14 protein-coding genes and 1 pseudogene are annotated in these 19,309 nt (G+C 45.3%); 7 read left to right on the top strand and 8 right to left on the bottom strand.

What is annotated here, in order from left to right:
• Positions 1–4: 4 nt before the first annotated feature.
• The 5 genes and pseudogenes from nrdA (at position 5) to BLO31_RS13885 (ending at position 5,495) form a co-directional block, all read left to right on the top strand.
• Positions 5–2,287: a class 1a ribonucleoside-diphosphate reductase subunit alpha gene (nrdA, locus tag BLO31_RS13905; RefSeq protein ID WP_070967715.1), complete on the top strand. Its 2,283-nt coding sequence runs from the start codon at positions 5–7 to the stop codon at positions 2,285–2,287.
• A 65-nt stretch (positions 2,288–2,352) separates the two neighbouring features.
• Positions 2,353–3,484, top strand: a pseudogene (gene nrdB, locus BLO31_RS13900) (class Ia ribonucleoside-diphosphate reductase subunit beta).
• Complete coding sequence (gene yfaE, locus BLO31_RS13895) at positions 3,484–3,762, top strand: class I ribonucleotide reductase maintenance protein YfaE (RefSeq protein WP_070967712.1); 279 nt, start codon at positions 3,484–3,486, stop codon at positions 3,760–3,762. Before nrdB ends, yfaE begins: the two are co-directional and overlap by 1 nt.
• Positions 3,763–3,923: 161 nt before the next feature.
• Positions 3,924–4,811: a DMT family transporter gene (locus tag BLO31_RS13890; protein ID WP_342668985.1), complete on the top strand. Its 888-nt coding sequence runs from the start codon at positions 3,924–3,926 to the stop codon at positions 4,809–4,811.
• A 129-nt stretch (positions 4,812–4,940) separates the two neighbouring features.
• On the top strand, positions 4,941–5,495 hold the full coding sequence (locus tag BLO31_RS13885) for a hypothetical protein (RefSeq protein WP_070967709.1): 555 nt from the start codon (positions 4,941–4,943) through the stop codon (positions 5,493–5,495).
• A 50-nt stretch (positions 5,496–5,545) separates the two neighbouring features.
• Here BLO31_RS13885 and BLO31_RS13880 read toward each other — a convergent pair whose 3' ends face one another.
• From BLO31_RS13880 to BLO31_RS13865, 4 genes are all read right to left on the bottom strand, one after another.
• Entirely contained in the window at positions 5,546–6,496 is a 951-nt protein-coding gene (locus BLO31_RS13880) for an endonuclease/exonuclease/phosphatase family protein (RefSeq protein ID WP_070967706.1), read from the bottom strand.
• Between the two features lie 31 nt (positions 6,497–6,527).
• Positions 6,528–7,562 (bottom strand): metal-dependent hydrolase, encoded by a 1,035-nt coding sequence (locus BLO31_RS13875; protein ID WP_070967703.1) that lies wholly within the window; start codon positions 7,560–7,562, stop codon positions 6,528–6,530.
• 388 nt (positions 7,563–7,950) lie between these two features.
• On the bottom strand, positions 7,951–8,202 hold the full coding sequence (locus tag BLO31_RS13870; RefSeq protein WP_070967699.1) for a 30S ribosomal protein S6 modification protein: 252 nt from the start codon (positions 8,200–8,202) through the stop codon (positions 7,951–7,953).
• A 282-nt stretch (positions 8,203–8,484) separates the two neighbouring features.
• Entirely contained in the window at positions 8,485–9,729 is a 1,245-nt protein-coding gene (locus BLO31_RS13865) for a CinA family nicotinamide mononucleotide deamidase-related protein (RefSeq protein ID WP_070967696.1), read from the bottom strand.
• Between the two features lie 193 nt (positions 9,730–9,922).
• Between BLO31_RS13865 and BLO31_RS13860 the strand changes: the two genes are divergently transcribed.
• Positions 9,923–10,825, top strand: a complete 903-nt coding sequence (locus tag BLO31_RS13860; protein WP_070967693.1) for a DUF3943 domain-containing protein — start codon at positions 9,923–9,925, stop codon at positions 10,823–10,825.
• 235 nt (positions 10,826–11,060) lie between these two features.
• The gene (locus BLO31_RS13855) at positions 11,061–11,573 is read left to right on the top strand and encodes a glycine cleavage system transcriptional repressor (protein ID WP_070967691.1); all 513 of its coding nucleotides are present in this window, start codon (positions 11,061–11,063) and stop codon (positions 11,571–11,573) included.
• 52 nt (positions 11,574–11,625) lie between these two features.
• On the opposite strand, the gene nspC is transcribed toward BLO31_RS13855, so the two are convergent.
• The 4 genes from nspC to BLO31_RS23855 form a co-directional block, all read right to left on the bottom strand.
• The gene (gene nspC / locus BLO31_RS13850; protein WP_070967687.1) at positions 11,626–12,759 is read right to left on the bottom strand and encodes a carboxynorspermidine decarboxylase; all 1,134 of its coding nucleotides are present in this window, start codon (positions 12,757–12,759) and stop codon (positions 11,626–11,628) included.
• Positions 12,760–12,845: 86 nt separating this feature from the next.
• Complete coding sequence (locus tag BLO31_RS13845) at positions 12,846–14,090, bottom strand: carboxynorspermidine synthase (RefSeq protein ID WP_070967683.1); 1,245 nt, start codon at positions 14,088–14,090, stop codon at positions 12,846–12,848.
• Positions 14,091–14,105: 15 nt separating this feature from the next.
• The gene (locus BLO31_RS13840) at positions 14,106–16,994 is read right to left on the bottom strand and encodes a pyridoxal phosphate-dependent class III aminotransferase (protein WP_070967680.1); all 2,889 of its coding nucleotides are present in this window, start codon (positions 16,992–16,994) and stop codon (positions 14,106–14,108) included.
• Between the two features lie 504 nt (positions 16,995–17,498).
• Positions 17,499–19,309 (bottom strand): cadherin repeat domain-containing protein (locus BLO31_RS23855; protein WP_175443221.1); only part of this gene is annotated, 1,811 nt, incomplete at its 5' end.

Raw genomic sequence — 19,309 nt, 5'->3', positions numbered from 1 at the left:
CAGAATGAACCAACAACTTACCGTTACCAAACGTAACGGACGCAAAGAAAGTATTGATCTAGAAAAGATCCACCGCGTAATTACCTGGGCTGCTGAAGGCTTGGATAATGTTTCTGTGTCTCAAGTAGAACTAAAAGCTCACATTCAGTTCTACGACGGCATCACGACATCTGATATTCACGAGACGATTATCAAGTCTGCTGCCGATCTTATCTCTGAAGAGACGCCGGATTACCAATACCTCGCCGCTCGTCTGGCGGTATTCCACCTTCGCAAAAAAGCATATGGCCAATATGAGCCACCAGCACTGTACGATCACGTTTCGCGACTTGTCGATATGGGCAAGTACGACAAACACTTATTGGAAGACTATTCCAAAGCAGAGCTTGTTGAACTGGGTGAATACATTGATCACCAACGCGATATGGATTTTTCTTACGCAGCGGTTAAACAGTTAGAAGGTAAATACTTCGTTCAAAACCGCGTTAGCGGTGAGATTTACGAAAGCGCGCAGTTCCTCTATATTTTGGTCGCTGCCTGCCTGTTTGCTAAGTATCCAAAAGAGACTCGCTTAGACTACGTTAAGCGCTTCTATGACGCGGCTTCTACCTTTAAGATTTCTCTGCCTACCCCTATCATGGCAGGAGTGCGTACTCCTACTCGTCAATTTAGCTCGTGTGTTCTTATTGAGTGTGGCGACAGCCTTGACTCAATCAATGCGACATCAAGCTCAATTGTTCGTTACGTTTCTCAACGTGCTGGTATTGGTATCAATGCCGGACGTATCCGTGCACTGGGTTCTGAAATCCGTGGCGGTGAGGCTTTCCACACTGGCTGTATTCCTTTTTATAAATACTTCCAGACCGCAGTTAAATGCTGTTCTCAAGGCGGTGTTCGCGGCGGTGCTGCTACCGTTTTCTACCCATTGTGGCACGGCGAAGCTCGTTCTTTGATCGTTCTTAAAAACAACCGTGGTGTTGAAGAAAACCGAGTTCGCCATATGGACTACGGCGTTCAACTTAACCGCCTTATGTACCAGCGATTAGTTGAAGGTGGTGACATTACACTGTTCTCACCATCAGATGTACCGGGCCTATACGATGCTTTCTTCCAAGATCAAGATGAGTTCGAGCGTCTATATGTCAAATACGAAAATGACCCTTCGATCAAGCAAGAAAAAGTAAAAGCGGTAGAGATGTTCTCGCTACTGATGCAAGAACGCGCGTCAACCGGTCGAATCTACATCCAAAACGTTGACCACTGTAATACTCACAGTCCGTTTGATGCATCGGTTGCACCTGTTCGTCAGTCAAACTTGTGTTTGGAAATTGCACTGCCAACCAAACCGCTAAACAACGTAGAAGATGACTCTGGCGAGATCGCTCTATGTACACTGTCTGCGTTTAACCTTGGTGCTATCCAGTCACTGGATGATTTCGAAGAACTTTCTGATCTCGTGGTACGCGCTCTCGATGCACTGCTCGATTATCAAGACTACCCTCTTCCAGCGGCGTACAAATCGACAATGAACCGCCGAACTCTCGGTGTGGGCGTGATTAACTACGCTTATTATCTAGCAAAAAATGGTGTGAAATATTCAGATGGCAGTGCAAATGCTCTGACCCACCGCACTTTCGAAGCTATGCAGTACTACTTGCTTAAAGCGTCTGTAGCGCTCGCTAAAGAGCAAGGCAAGTGTCCTCTATTTAACGAGACTAACTACGCGAAAGGTCTGATGCCAACAGACACTTATAAAAACGCGGTAGATAAAGTGTGTGATGAACCTCTTCACTACGATTGGGACGGTCTGCGCGAAGAGATCATGACCCACGGTCTGCGCAACTCAACACTAACGGCTCTTATGCCTTCAGAAACCTCATCGCAGATTTCGAACGCAACCAACGGTATTGAACCACCGCGTGGTTACGTATCGGTCAAGGCGTCTAAAGACGGTATCTTGAAGCAAGTTGTGCCTGAGTTTACTAAGTACAAAGAAAACTACGAGCTGCTATGGGACATAGGTTCTAACGATGGCTATCTGCACCTAGTGGGTATTATGCAGAAGTTTGTAGACCAAGCGATCTCCGCCAACACCAACTACGATCCAACGCGCTTCGACAGTGGTAAGGTTCCAATGAAGAAACTGCTTCAAGACCTGCTCACTGCGTATAAGTTTGGTGTGAAGACACTTTACTATCACAACACGCGTGATGGCGCGAGTGACGACCAAAAAGACGCAGTGCAAAAAGAAGATGACGATTGCGCAGGCGGCGGTTGTAAGATTTAACCCCAATACGGTTTAACACTATTTTGCCTGCTGGAGACAGCAGGCTTTAAAGGAATTGAGGCATCATGGCTTACAGTACTTTTAACAAGCAAAAAAACGACCAACTAAAAGAACCAATGTTCCTTGGTCAATCGGTAAACGTAGCGCGCTACGACCAACAAAAATTTGAAATTTTCGAAAAGCTAATCGAAAAGCAACTTTCATTTTTCTGGCGTCCAGAAGAAGTTGACGTATCTAGCGACCGCATTGATTACAACAAGTTGCCAGATCACGAGAAACACATCTTTATCTCAAACCTAAAGTACCAAACACTGCTTGATTCTATTCAAGCCGCAGTCCAAACGTGGCACTACTGCCTTTGGTTTCTTTGCCAGAACTGGAAACTTGGATTGAGACATGGTCATTCTCCGAGACAATCCACTCTCGCTCATACACTCACATTATCCGTAACATCGTTAACGATCCGGGTATCGTGTTTGATGACATCGTAGAAAATGAACACATTCTTAAACGTGCGGAAGATATTTCACACTACTACGATGACTTAATCCAGATGACTAACGACTACCACGCTACGGCGAAGGTGAGTTCGAGATTGCCGGAGAAACGGTAAAAATTTCTAAGTACGAGCTTAAGAAGAAACTTTACGTCTGCTTGATGTCAGTGAACGCGTTAGAAGCTATTCGCTTTTACGTCAGCTTTGCTTGTTCATTTGCATTCGCAGAACGCGAACTGATGGAAGGCAACGCAAAAATCATCAAACTGATTGCTCGTGATGAAGCGCTGCACCTAACGGGTACTCAGCACATGATTAACTTGCTGCGCAACGGTCAGGATGACTTCTCATTTATGCAAGTGGCAGAAGAGTGTAAGCAAGAGTGTTTCGACCTGTTTAAAGAAGCCGCTGAGCAAGAAAAAGAGTGGGCAGAATACCTGTTCAAAGACGGCTCAATGATCGGTCTGAACAAAGACATACTAAGTCAGTATGTCGAATACATTACCAACGTGCGCATGCAAGCCGTAGGTCTGCCAATGGCATATCCTGAAGCGACGTCAAACCCTATTCCGTGGATCAACGCTTGGTTGTCATCCGACAACGTGCAAGTTGCACCACAAGAAGCAGAGATTTCATCTTACCTAGTCGGTCAGATTGAAAGTGATGTCGCGGAAGATGACTTCAAGGATTTTGAACTCTAATGCCCCGCATTCAAATCAACGGAGTTTCAACCATCCAGTCTAACCCATCCAATACCATATTGGAGACACTGGAACAGACCGGAATCGAACCAGAATACAATTGCCGCGACGGGCACTGTGGAGCTTGCCGATGCAAACTAAAATCTGGTGAAGTTGAATACGTTGGTTTTGCAATGGCTTATACCCAAGGCGATGAAATACTTCCCTGTATTTCAAAAGCAAAAACTGATATCGAGCTAGACGAAGTCGTTTACAAGCTCAAAGAAAAACGAGCTTAATCAGTTCAAGAGGCCAGTTCTACTGGCCTTTTCTTTTACGATAAGATAAACCTCTCACCGCGATATAACTAAACTATCTACCTTCTTATCAATTGAGCTAGCGCAGGTCTCGATTAACTATCATTATAATTCGTTAAACACCTCTACCATTTGGAGCAAACGTGCAAGTTGCCGATATAAAAACGCTCAGTTTAGTCATACTGGCAATGCTTGCGTTTGCAGGTAATTCCATCTTGTGCCGCCTCGCGTTAGCTGAGGGGGTAATAGACGCGGGAAGTTTCACCCAGATACGATTACTCTCAGGAGCACTAACATTGCTCCTTTTGACTAGCGTAACGCGCACCAAACAAACAGAAACATCAACGAGGACTGCTCTACGACGTACCTGGAGCACACGCAGTGTATTAACAGCACTTATGCTGTTTGGCTACGCTGTCACCTTTTCATTTTCCTACGTCAATATCGCTACCGGAACAGGCGCATTGATTTTGTTCGCTTGCGTGCAGTTCTCTATGGTGACATTTCACTTGGCCAGTGGAAATCGCATGACGCCAATAGAATGGTTGGGGCTTGGGATATCTCTCATAGGCTTTGCTTATCTATTATTACCCGATGCGACAAGGCCGGACTTACTGTCGGCCCTACTAATGGCCGCTGCAGGTATCTTTTGGGCCGTATTTACCGTATTGGGTAAACAGGAGCAACATCAGCCACCGGTTGTCACTATGACTCACAGCTTTTGCTTGGCAGCACTATTTGGCCTAATGACTCTCTCTTTTACCCAACAAAATATGGAGATAGAAACAAAAGGCGCTCTGTTGGCTTCAGCCTCTGGTGCAATCACCTCAGGACTTGGTTACGCCATCTGGTACGCGGCACTGCCCAAACTGAGCTTAGTTAAAGCGTCCGTCGTGCAACTGTCCGTTCCCGCTCTGGCCAGCATTGGCGGATGGGTGATCTTAACAGAGCCGATTACCTACTCCACGAGTATCGCGACCCTTTTGATCTTAGGTGGTATCGCCATCGTTTTTGTGGTTCGAGATACTTAAAGCGCTGAACTCGTATCTTTTGCACCTTTTAAAATCTCTCTAGCGCATAATTTGACACTTTTTATTTGATAATGATTACCATTCGTATAAATTATATCCCTAAATCAAAAATAAGATACGGAGAACAAAATGGAAGTGTCTGACATTACCAATCTACTTATCCCTCAAAGTGAGTGGGCTCAACCTGATTTGTACCTTTACGAGAACGACGATAGGCTGAAACTCAACATTGCTGGCGCCATTCAATACAGCGGCATATCGAGTATTGGTGGTGTTGTATTGGGCTTTCGTTTAATTCAACACGCAATAAAACTAACAGCTGGCAGCGCCCCCACCCAAAGAGATGCCATCAGTATCTATACCGCATTTCCGGGCCGTGGCACTCAAGATGCGTTTGAATATACCTGCCGAGCGATTCGCGACAATCGATACTGTTGTGACACCAGCTTACACCATCCAGCGGCACAATTGGGTCAGCGAGGACAATTCCTGTTTACCGTGAGAGCTAACGAGCAAACCATGGTTCTCACGCCTGCGGATGGGCTGCCACAAAGAAGTTACTTCGATGCCGATAGACACTCCAAAGATGGCAATGAAGCGGCATTGAGATGGCGAGATGAGAAAATCAACTTTGCTAATACTCTGCTCAGCCTTCCACCAGAGCAGTGCTTAAAAGTGCTTTGATACCCAATCCCCAGATGAGTCGTTGTTCATCTGGGGACTCTTACGACGCTTTAGAGAACAAATTGCGCGCTAACTGCAATAAATGCATGGTCACTGGCGCACTTGTCGAGTTCATATTTTGGGTTAATTAGATGCTCATCCAGCGTTTTATACTCGACAAGATCAGCGAGAGAATACTGTGAATCGAGATGAAACTCTTGCGACACCAAAATGTAGTCCAGCACATTTCCAATCGCAAAGTGGTAGTGCGTTGCGCGGCGAACACAACCACTGTCTTGATCACTGAGTTGCCACCAACTGTCTTTCAATCCTAGACCCATTCCCTGTGAATCTGCATCTTCAATCAACAGCCCAGTAATATCACTTTCAAGGGTTTGATTAACATCCCCCATTAACACCGTTGGAATGGGGTGATCTCGATATTCCCGCTCCATATATAGGCGCAACATCACCGCTTCCCATGCTCTCTGTTGGGCGGACAACCACCGACCAACGAGCATCGACGACTGTTCGGGATCTTGGCTTTCACTGGCTCGTTGTGATTTGAGATGGCAAACATACACCGCGACTTCACCAACCTCTGGTACCGTGACAATGGCGTGAAGCGGTTTGCGGCTAAACTCTGGCAATGAGGCCTGGTAAAGAGATTCAATTTCGATGGGTTTGGCTACGCATTTTACGAAAGTGAGAGGATACTTAGAAGCCAGCGCTACAACAGGTTTTGAATAGATGTAATCTTGCTCGATATTTGGTGTATCAACGCAAGCAAAGTACTCGTACCCCAATTGCTGAAAGAGTGACTTGCACTCTTCAATGCTAAAGACTTCCTGCACACCAATAATATCGGCACCTAATTTGATTAAGGCTTTTTTCGTCCACTCACACTTTTCCTGCCATACGTCCTGCTCGTAAATGTTTTCAAAGTCATAAAACGCGTTGGGAGGCGCGACAAAATTAAACAGATTGGCGCTAGCAAATGTAAGCTTGAATTTCGTTTCCAATACTTCGCCCTAGAACAGTAAATCAACTCACCTATTGATTATAAGAAAGTTTAACTCGTTGCAGATTGGCATCGATACTTTGGTCCCCTTTCAGCCGTTGCCAAATTGCTTCAAACGTCCCTCCACCAATACCTTGATCTCGAGCATGTCGCTCGGTCGCTTCAAGCAGCTCCCATTCACCCTTTTCATTTCTTTGCGCAAACACAAACTCAAAGGACAAATAGTTTGCCATCCCCATGCGCAAGTCCGAAACAATTAAGCTATCTGCTTCTTCTCTTACTGTAAGAAAGTCATGAGAGAAGAGGCGTAAACCCTGCAAGGTCGCTGGGGTTTCGTTCAGTGGCCACGCTCCCAAAGGGCGTGACACAAAGTCGATTCTCTTATCGCCATCAAGTACGGAAGCCAATCCTTCCCAATACTGACCGTCACCCACCACGACTACTCGCCATAGCAGAGTATTAAACGGAGTTGGCGTAATGAGTACTTGCCTATTTGGTATGTTTTGAGCCGTCAAGTTTTCCTCAACTCGATGAGAGATAACCTGCTGAGCTGCAAAACCCCAAACGAGATACAAGGTCGAAATCAGCACAACTGACTGACACCAGCGCCCTCCTCGCTTTTTCGAAAATATTGCTACGCCAATTGCGATAAGTAGCGGCAAAGTATATAGAGGGTCGATGATAAATATGTTTCTAAACTCGAAGTAACCTACAAAAGGCCACAACAATTGGGTTCCATAGGTTGTCATCGCATCGAGAAGCGTATGAGTAATCAACACGCTGACCGTCAGGAAAAACACGCGAGCAAGTGTCCAAAAATGGTCGGGCTTAACACGACAGTAGAGCCAAGAAATTAAAAAAGCGAAAGGAGGAAGTACCAACAGAGAGTGAGAAAATCCCCTGTGCTTGATGGTATTACTTACCGCGTCTCCGTAGTCAAGCACAACATCGAGATCGGGCAGTGTCCCTAAAGCCGCACCCGCCAACAATACTTTTCCGTTACACTGCTTACCAGCGATTGCCCCAGCAACCGTTGCACCCAATGCCGCTTGAGTAATTGAATCCATCTCTTTTCCTAACCTAAAACACAACAAATCTAGCAAGAGTCTCAGTAAAACTAAGGCGTACCTTACGGCTCGATACCCAGTCTATTTTATTGATTTCAAAGATACTAGTAGTATTCACACCGCTCATTCACTCAGTTGCTTTTGCTAAATACTGGTACCGCTCGGTGAGCGGTTTGGATCATCGACAAAATCTATTTTGTCACTCGAGTAAGTTAAGGTAGCTTAAAGCTCAGAAAGGAGAGTCGGCATAGCATATTATGCCGATAGAACACGGGAGCAAAAGACTGCGCACCCAAGCTGTAATAAAGGTAAACTCAACATTTATGGGTATTAACCCACCAAAAAAGTGAATATATATTCACCACACATTCACATAAGAGTGGGGCCTTTAGCTGGCATTTCGAAGGCCACCAAGGAAGGCGTCTGCGGTAAGCATTGAGACAGCCTTACCTGCAATCTCTCTGCCATCGGCATCGAAAAGGGATAAACGAAACCCAGGAATATTTAAAGGACCGCGTTCTTCTGGAGCCGCTCTCCACATAGACAGTGCATCTGCCCTTCCCGCACTAAGCACTTCACCTAAAACTACTTTTTGGCTAGACACCTCATATAGAACCAAAATCTTCGACTGATTTAACATACAAGCCTCCCTACTAAATCACTGCTAACGAGATTTCAGTTTAAGCGCAAAAGTAGAGTTTGCACGTCGCATTTTTGAGACATTTTGCCCAAGCGAGTAAAATCATCGCTTTAATGGTTAGAACAAATTAATCTAAAAAAAAAATATGAACCAGATTGGGTAATATCAAGAATAATCATTCACTTATTACTGAGCGGCGCACTGTGGTCGTTTGACAGAGGAGTCGGAGTAAGGTAGAGCGTGGCTGTTTTTCACAGCCACTCTTAGTTTTTTATTAAGAATCTATTTGCTTATCATACTTTGCGGAACGTATATCTCTTTTTCGGTTTTTAACGCGCTGTATTTAACAAAAATGGGTTTCTTATCGAGGTAACGACGCAGCATGTCACCTGCCACCGTACCGATAATTTTCTTTTCAGCTTCGCGACTGCTGTATTTTCTATTAAATGTGAGCGTTTGTCCCCATTCCCCTTCTTGAGTCGCTAGCACTACGGTAAAAGTCTGTTCCGTCTGTTTACCCGTTACCAAGGCAACATCAGTAGCGCATTTTTCTAGCGTGGCTCCGCCTAAGGCCAACGTTGCTGCTAGCATGTCTTTTTCTCCACTGCCAACATCGACGCGTTTACCTAGCACCCATCCGTGACCACACGCTTCTTCCACTTGCTCATTAGATTGCAACCAATTAGCCAACCAGCCTTGAGTTGACTGTTCTGCCGTCGCTATGGTTATCGATCGCGAGCTCACTAAATGCCCCAAATTGTCCAACATTGGTTCATCAACACTAACCACGTGTTGACCAATTAAATCGTGGATTATCTTTAGCAAACGCATGCGCGTGTCCAAGTCTTCTTGTGGACCAAACAGCTTTACTTCGATAAACGGCAAGTAAGAGCGATAACCCAGCACATATCCATCAGGCAGTTCAATAGGGTCTAAAAGATCTGACAATGATGACTCAGACGAACCAAAAGTATAGAGTTTACTGCATGCTTGCCCTGCCATATCAGGGTGTTGCTTCTTCAAATCAGGTAGAATTTGTTCGTCAACCATGCGCTTAAACTCTCTGGGTACGCCCGGGGTAAAATAAAACCAAGAGTCGTGAATTTGCATTTTAAAACCACAAGCCGTCCCTATAGGGTTGGGAATGATCGTCGACTCGTCTGGCAACATGGCTTGTTTAAGGTTGCTTTCCGGCATCTTCACACCACGGGATTCAAAAAAGCTTTCCAACTCTTTTAACCACTCGGGAAACAGTACCAATTCTTTGCCCGCAACTTCCGCAGCCACTGAGGCACTCAGATCGTCTGTAGTCGGTCCCAGACCGCCATTAACAATTACAACGTCATTGTTTAAAGCTAGCATGGTCAACTCTTCTCTAAGGCTAATTAGGCTGTCCCCTACCGTTGAGCGCTTAACAAGAGAAAAACCCTCGGCAAAGAAGCGTTCCGATAACCAAGCAGCGTTGGTATCAAGAATATCGCCGTGTAGCACTTCCTCACCAGTACTTAGCATTGCAATTTTTATCATAATAATTTGTTCCTGTAGGCGATGTAATTTTAATCATCACACACTTTTATGAATCACGTGACATAATTCCATTGTATATTGGGATTTCTAAGACTAAGTTTGTTTATTAAGACCATTAACCGTTTGCATTCACCTGACTTTACTAGATAATTGTGACTCTGATCATCAAAATTATAAGATTTTGGGGTTTTAAGTGTATAAAAAATACATAGCAGCATGGATTCTATCTTTTTCCGCTTGCACCAGTGCTGTAGCAACTCCGTCGTTCGGCGATCAACACATAGAGCTTTCATACTCGTTTAACGCCGAGAGCTTCTATGATCTTTACGGTTCCCAATATCATTATACTCCTAGCAATAGTTATGCCTTAGGTCTGACTGAGCCACAATTAAAACTTGAAGAACCGGATCTACCTAAATATCTGATCGCTCAGGACCAAAAAGACTGGGATTATCTTAAAGAGCAGACATACACCGTTTTAGGTTTAAGTGTCGTCACAGTCGGCTTAATGACCATGTTACCTGAATCGATTACCAAATGGGATGAAGAGTCCCGTGATTTAAGTCAGCTTGGTAGAAAGTGGAGAGACAATGTAAGAGAGGGGCCCGTTTGGGACCGAGACGAGCACTTCTTAAACTACATCATGCACCCCTACTTCGGAGGGGTTTACTATACCGCTGCACGTCACGCAGGATTTAACGAGTTTGAATCATTTTTGTACTCAGCAACACTCTCGACCTTCTTCTGGGAATACGGTGTTGAAGCTTTTGCGGAAGTTCCCTCATGGCAAGACCTCTTTATCACCCCATTCTTTGGTTCAGTGGTTGGTGAGATGATGTTCGAGGCAGAGCAAAATATCGTGCGCTCTGGTGGCGAAATTTGGGGATCGGAGTCGTTAGGAGGCGTAACGCTCTTTTTCCTTAACCCCGTGGGTCATATTCACGGTTGGGTCACCAACACTTGGGGTGGAAGCGCAGATATGCAGTTTAACTATCAACCATGGTTTGGCAATGCTGACGCAGCGCGATTTGCGTTAGATGCCGGAGCGAGCTACGACAGCCACTTCTATGCAGTGGAGTTAAACGTTCGTTTTTAAAAAAGCCAACGAACAAAAACCGAAGCGGCACTCAGTTGCCGCTTTTTTTGTGCATTACGTATAGTTTTCGGCAACTTAGATCAATCTAACTCTCAATTATTGAACCATATCAAACATTAAGTCCCCTCAGCTTCTACACTAAAAATATAAGCTTGAAAAAGCGCACAACTACGTAGTGTAAGGCCGAGAAAGTCATTTTCGACGGTTACTACAAGTTCCACTGAGGAGGCTCGATATGAACACCACATTCATCGTCAACTTTGTCGGTAAAGCATCACCCACCACGATTAAACAGCTTGCGGCTGTCACCCATGAAAATGGCGGTAAGTGGCTAATCAGTAAAGTTAACTTTATTGAAAATCAGGTCGCTGCTGTGATTAAAATCGAACTCCCCGAGTCTCATGCTCAAACCGTAAAAGACGCTTTTAACGCTCATCCCGACCTCACCGTGCAAATTGTTGACTCTGACATCCAATCCACAGACGCATCAGCCGTTTATCAACTGCGCTTAGACTCCAATGATCGCGCGGGTATTGTCAACGAAATCACTCATGTGCTCGACGGACAAGGAATAAGCATACTGGATATGGATTGTCAGCGCGTGTTTGTCGCTGGTGGCGGAGGAGTAAGTTCGAGTTTGTTCACGGCCAATATGGCCCTCAGATTACCTGGTGAATTGAGAATCGACGATGTCGCAAAAGAATTAGAGTCTTTAAGCGAAGATACGCGCGTACTAGTAGAGAGCTAACCTCATCCCTTTCTCTGAAAAGCAGAAGAGCAGCCAAGGCTGCTCTTTTTTGTTAACTAACTGACCACTGAGAGAGCGAGCGCTTAAAGTCTTCATAAGCAAACTCGTTTAACAGCTCAATATTGCCAGTAGCTCGCTGGCAATAGATTGACGGCATTTTTAGACCGTTGAACCAATTGAGTTTCACCATGGTGTAGCCTGCACTGTCCATGATGTTGAGTCTCTGACCTATCTTTAAAGGCTGTTCAAAGTTTGCTACACAAAACTGATCACCCGCGAGACAAGAACATGAACCAATCACATACTCGTGTTCACCACTATCACTTGCTTGCTCAATGGAAGCTGGCTCATTGTAGATTAGCGTGTCTAACCTATGAGCTTCTGTCGCTGAGTCAACAATCGCCGTTTTCTTTTCGTTCTCAACGATATCGACAACGGTAACCACTAAATCTGTCGTTTTCGTAATGATCGCTTCACCCGGTTCGAGATAAAGTTGTACTTTGTGCTTTTGCGAAAATGCCTTTAAAGCAGCACCTAACTTTTCTATGTCGTATCCGGGCCAAGTAAAGAAGACACCCCCACCAAGACTGACCCAATCTAGTTTGTCTAGGTACTCACCGAACTGGTTCGAAATTGCCTCTAACAATCGAATAAACGCATCAACATCTTTGTTCTCACAGTTCATGTGGAACATCACACCATCGAGAGATTCAAACACTTCTGGTTTGATGTGATCGTATTGCACTCCCAAACGAGAATATTGTCGCGCTGGGTTTGCCAGATCTTGGCCGGCGTAACTTACTCCGGGATTTAGGCGAAGACCGATTGAGGCTTTTTCTTCCACAAGGTGGCGATAAGCAGCCAGCTGGCTTTGGGAGTTAAAGATCATCTTGTCGCAGATATCGGCGACTTCTTTAACATCATCTTCACTGTAACCGACGCTGTAAGCATGGGTTTCACCACCAAACGTTTCATGGCCTAGTTTCACTTCGTACGGACCACTACTTGTCGTACCATCCAGATAAGGCTTGATGAGGTCAAATACACCCCACGTAGAAAAGCACTTAAGCGCCAACACCAGTTTTACGCCTGAAATTTCTTTCAGCTGTTTTGCCTTCTCCAAGTTTGCAATCAACTTCTCTTCGTTGATCATAAAGTAAGGCGTTTTTAAATCTTTTGCTTGCATAACATTTGTGTCTATTGAAAAAAGCCGACGCTGTAGCGCGTCGGCTCGATATTGATAACACCTAAACTATATTAGATATTCACTGACTACTTAAGGATCTGGATGTCTGGTTGACCAACTTCCAGTTCCTGAACGTGCCAATCTAGACCAATTTCTGGCATGGTGTTGAGGAACGGGTCTGGATCCAGTTGTTCCATGTTGAACACACCTTTATCTGCCCACTCACCACGGAAGAACTGAAGTGCAGCAGTGATAGCAGGAACACCTGTAGTGTATGAAATCGCCTGATGCTCAACATCTTCGTAGGCCACTTCATGGTCAGCGTTATTGTAAATAAACACGCTGCGCGCTTTGCCATCCTTTTTACCCTGAACCCAAGTACCAATACAGGTTTTACCCGTGTATCCCGGAGCCAGTGACGTTGGGTCTGGTAGCATAGCTTTCAGGACGTGAAGTGGCTGAACAACAGTACCATCGTGCAGTGTCAGCGGGTCTGGGCTAAGTAAGCCAATATCGCGCATGCAATTAAAGTAGTTTAGGTAACGGTCGCCAAAACCCATCCAGAATTCGATACGCTTAGCAGGAATGAACTCTTTTAGAGAACGAACTTCATCGTGAGCCATTGAGTAGACTTTGTGCTTACCAACTAATGGGAAGTCAAACTCGAACATACGCGAATGACAAGGCACTTGCTTCCACTCACCCGAGTCCCAATAGAAAGAATCGCCTTGAATTTCTAGCATGTTGGTCTCTGGGTCAAAGTTAGTTGCAAACTTTTTACCATGATCACCAGCGTTAACATCCATTACATCTATCGTATCGATTTCGTCGAATAGATGCTTCACGGCATACGCCGCAAAGACACTGACCACACCCGGATCAAAACCTGCCCCCAAAATACCAGTAATTCCCGCCTGTTCAAACTTCTCGCGGTAGCCCCACTGCCAATCATAAGCTTGAGGTACTTGCTGACCTTCCGAACATAAATCAACCGCTACCGACGTATCTAGGTAAGAGACTTTCGCTTGATAACACGCTTCCATAATTGTCATATTGACCCACGGAGGACCAGCATTGATCACTAGATCTGGCTGAACTTCTTTGATTAAGGCAACCAACGCATCTACGTCATCGGCATCTACTGCACGAGCTTCTAGCTTTTTGCTCGGGTCTTTAAGGTTATTTTTTCCTTTAATAGACTCAATGATTTTTTCACATTTGGAAATCGTACGAGACGCCAGTGTAATATCACCTAATACGTCGTTGTTTTGAGCAGCTTTATGGGCAACAACCCAACCAACACCGCCAGCACCAATCTGTAAAATTGCCATAGTTTTCCGTTACCTTTATTTCGCCAGCTCAGCAGCTAGCTTGTTAATGTTAGAGAGCAATGTTTCAAAGTCTGAGAGGGTCAGACAAGGATTCAAAATTGTAAATTTAAGCGCCGTATTTCCATCGACAACGGTTTCACCAAGTACCGCTACTCCGCGGGTCAAAGCTTCGATGCGCACTCGCTTGTTGAGTTCATCTACGTTCGACACTTTTGCATCCACCGCGCGGAAAAGTACGGTAGATAGACAAGGCTGAGCTAACAACTCAAAACCGCTATGTCCATCGACCATTTGAGCGACGGCTTGGGTTTGCTCAATAAGGTGATCATACATTTGACCTAAAGCTTGTGGGCCAACGCTCTGCATCGTCATAAAAACTTTAAGTGCATCAAATCGCTTCGTTGTCGCTATAGACTTATCGACCAAGTTTGGCAGTTCATCGTGCTCGCGATTTAAGTAATCGGCATGGTGTAGCAAGAAGCCAAACCTTTGTTTTTCTTTGAGAAGCAAAGCACCACAACTGATAGTTTGATAGAACATCTTATGGAAATCGACGCTTACTGAGTCGGCGCGCTCTATGCCTTTTAAACGATGATTATGGCTGCTAAGAACAAGTGCGCCACCATATGCGCCATCGACGTGCATCCACATTTCGTGTTGTGCCGCGATATCGGCAATCACATCGAGATTGTCAATCGCTCCGTGGTCTGTTGTGCCCGCGGTTCCCACGATGGCAAATGGAATTAAGCCTTGTGATTTCGCTTGTTGGATAACCTGTTGCAACGACTCCACTTTCATAGTGCCGTCCGTATTGGCTTCAACGGTTAATACCGCTTTCTCGCCTAATCCCATCCAAGATGCTGATTTTTGAACCGTAAAGTGAGACTTGCTAGAGCAAACTATGCGCAGTTTGTCAGCGTAGTCTGGCAAACCCATTTTTTGAATAGAATGCTGACTGAGTTTATCTGCAATCCAATCGCGCGCTAGCATTAAGCCCATTTGATTGCTTTGAGTACCACCACTAGTGAAAATGCCATCAGCAGATTCACCGAGTTGGTACTTACCACAGAGCCAGTCCACAACCTTTTGTTCCACATAGGTCGCTGAAGACGCTTGATCCCAAGAGTCCATTGACTGATTGAGTGCAGCAATGATCCCCTCAGCAGCCACGGCTGGCATCAGTGGTGGGGTATGCAAGTGAGCAATACAATCTGGGTGCTGAGTAAAGATAGCATTTTTTGCTACCAACTCAGCCGTATCGTCGATCACAGTTTTTAGTGCTGCGTTTTTCCCATCGAGGTCGACGTCGTTAATCAAAGTTTCAAGCTGTTTAGGTTCTAGACCAGAATACGGGCGTTCTACACCTTCAAACACACTTTTTAGGGCTGCTGTTGTGTGATTCATTATCGAGGCAAACTCTTTGCTACCCATCTCACCGGTGTGAATAAAGTGCTTTCGCCACTCTTCGTTTGCACCAGTTACCTCAATCTGTTCTGCACCTGCAGCAAGCATTGCTTCTTCGATCACGCGCAGAGCAAAATCGATTTGCTCAAACGAGATAATTAATGGCGGAAGGAAACGTATTACTGAGCCATCTCTCCCGCCTTTTTCAACCATCAATCCGCGCTCAAGAGCAGCACGTTGAATCGCTAGAGTGAGTTGTCCATCAGGCATAGGCTCGCCGAACTTGTTTAGTTCAGTGCCTGGCTTTTTGATTTCCACGCCTAACATAAGTCCCTTACCACGAACTTCAGCGACGCAGTTTACGCGTTTTTGAATCGCTTCTAGGCCTAGCCTCAAGTACTGACCAGCAATGTTGGCATGTTCCACGAGGTTATCGCGTTCAATAATTTCTAGCGCTTTGGCTCCTGACACCATCGCCAGTTGATTTCCTCGGAATGTTCCGGTGTGTTCACCTGCTTGCCACGTGTCGTTCGACTTATCAAATACCAGTAGGGACATTGGCATGCCACCACCAATCGCTTTAGACAAACATAGAATATCTGGATTGATACCCGACTCTTCGTAGGCAAAGTGGTAACCGGTTTTGCCTACGCCACATTGAATTTCATCAAAAATGAGTAGGATACCGTGTTCATCACATAGACGGCGAAGCTCTCGCAGCCAGAACGCAGGAGCAGGAACAACCCCGCCCTCACCTTGTACTGGTTCAACGATCATTGCTGCTGGCTTCATAATTCCCGCCTCATCGTCGTTCAGTAAACGTTCAATATAGCGGATGCTGGCTTTTGCTCCTTCGTCACCACCGAGACCAAACGGACAACGAAGGTTATAAGGGAAAGGCATAAAGTGTACGTCGGACATTAAACCCGTTCTACGCGCTTTAGTACCTAAGTTGCCCATCATGCCCATGGTTCCATTTGTCATGCCGTGGTAGGCACCGCGAAACGCAAACATGGTGTTTCGGCCAGTGGTTTGTTTAGCAAGTTTAATCGCGGCTTCAACTGCGTCGGCGCCAGATGGGCCGCAAAATTGAATAACGGAGTTTTTCGCAAATGACTCTGGAAGAAAAGCTTTGACCTGTTTGATAAATTTGTCTTTAGCTTGAGTCGTAATGTCTAGAGTTTGATACGGTAGCCCAGAATCAAGCTGCTCTTTTAGCGCCTGATTAATTTCTGGATGGTTATAACCCAGAGCCAGCGTACCTGCACCAGCAAGGCAGTCGAGGAACAATTGTCCTCGGGTATCTTCTACCAAAGCACCATATGCCTGCTTGATCGCAATCGGCAAACGGCGCGGATAAGAACGGACATCGGATTCGTGTTGTTCTTGATCTAACAGCATTTGATCTGGCGTGAGATCGTAAGTTCCTTCAACCACTGGAACCTGAACTGAAAATGGATTCGCGATAGCATTAGTATCGACTTCAAAGGCGGCGCTCATACTGTAATTTCCCTTGAAATAGCAACATTCACGTGTACTGCTTTTCAATACACGAATTCAACGGACTTCAACTGCGCTTTTACCAATAACAAGCACAGGGAGTCGCCATCCATATGGATGGTATTAGCGATAGCTTAGTTTCAAGGTTCAGTAATGCTGCTGTTTTGTAAAACAGGGCATTTTGGAAGAATGAAGCTGATTAGTGTGTGTTTATTAAATGAGTTCAATGTTGGGTTTCCCATTCATATGCTGCAGCGCAACACTAGTATCCCGTCTATCGATGAAAGGACTCATCGATACCTACCCTACGTTACCTATACTCAGCCGGAATATGAGTAACGCGTATCCCCCAGTGGCCTTCTTTTTAGCACTCTCCGAGATTGCGCGCGAAATTATCACAAAACGTATTTGTCAGGCAATACTTTTTATACCTAAAAATGTAATTTAATGATTACCCTAACAAGAAAAAAAGCCGGCCCTTAGGCCGGCAAAATATCGCAAGGCTTACGCTGCGTCCGTTTTGAGGATTTGTGCGTAAAGTGCTAGTTCATCAATACTGTTATCCGGTGCTATAAATTCACTAAGCGTTTCGGCACCGTTCTCTATCACTATGGTTTGATCCGCGTCGCTGCCTTCCACTGTTAGCACTACATCGCCATCGACAACAGCCGCATCGACAATGGCGTCTAGATCTGCGACATCAACATCGTCATCATCCGCGAGAACGTCTCGAACGTCGATCAAATCACCCTCTGCAAAGTCCATAACCACATCAGTACCTGTATCTAAGTTGCTGTCCAACCACACAAATACGTTGTCGTTATCATCTCCTACCATAAGGTCATTACCCAATTGACCTTCTAGAGCATCTCCATCCGCCGCTGTCTGAACCGCATATTCCGGCGATTCATCAACGTCAATAGTGACAGTCGCTTCTTCGCTTGTTAGGCCGCCACTATCAACGGCAACATAGTCAAAGGTGACATCATCTGTAATATCCTCATTGCCTTGCAAGTACCTTAACTCCCAGTTACCACCATTTGAAGATAGGTCGATCCCAACAATTGGGTTATCCGGCGATGAATAAGTAAATTCATATAGTATTTGCTGATTGCCCGTATCACCCTCATCTTTGCGATATTGCTCAACATGAGTTGTACCATCGGCAAGATGATAGGTAACCTCAACATATATATTACCAGTACTAACGAATGACCCACCCATACCATCCAAACCTAAGGTAACAATAGTAAGAGGATTGTTAATGAGGTTAATTTTCAACGTCTCTTCTTTATTCATACCGCTACCGTCAATATCGCCTATACCATAGCCAATATGGGGTTGACCATTTGTGTACTGCATCAACGGTTTATCGTTATTATCGGTAATGCTAATTCCTATGGTATTACCGTTATCTAACGTAAACACCCTTTCGGTATCTGAAACATAATCACCCCAGTTAAAGAAGCCGTCTTCCAGTACGATGTCATCCGAGTCACCGGACCAACCCATTTCAAACGGGTCACCTTCTCCAGGAACATAAACAATGTTATTGGGATTAAAAATCTTACTTACATCGTCTACAGGGTCTCCTATGGTATAGAGGTCATCTTCAGTGATTTCTCTGGTCACGCCATCTTCGTCGGTGTAGAGCAAGGTGCCATACTCAGGAAGCGAAGTAATCATGACGTTGACTTGTGTTCCGGCAAAGTCATCGTCTTCATCGGAAATATGGTCAAGTTCTGCAACATCGGAATCGAATACTATGGGTACAATGACTGCGTCACCAGCATCCACATCAAAATCTTCCGCTACTGGCGCCTCATTCACATCCTGCTCGTTCAGAGTGACCGAAATCTCAGTCTCATTCACCCCATCCGATGCCACAACAGTAATCACATGACTATTTCCTAACAACTCATAATTATTAGTAAAGGCATCCACACCCGCTGGCGTCAGGCTAATATTGCCTTCGCTATCGATGTCAAACAGGCTATCTAGCGGATCGTCGTCGCCATAACTGATGCTATAGGTAATTTCTCCCCCTTCAGGGTCACTGGCGGTGACTTGGCCGATAACATCGCCATCTGCCGAGTTTTCCAAGTAATTAAAGACGTACTCATCGCCTTCTTCCGGTGGATCAAAGACCGGAGGTTCGTTGACGTCTTCCTCGTTCAACGTCACCGTGATTTCGGTGTCGTTTACTCCATCGGAAGCAACAACTGTAATGGTGTGATTATTACCCAGCGTTTCATAATCATTGGTAAACGCATCCACACCCGCTGGCGTCAGGCTAATATTGCCTTCGCTATCGA

This window comes from Vibrio sonorensis (assembly GCF_001854765.1).
Lineage (GTDB): Bacteria > Pseudomonadota > Gammaproteobacteria > Enterobacterales > Vibrionaceae > Vibrio > Vibrio sonorensis.
This window is presented reverse-complemented; position numbering and strand designations above follow the sequence as displayed.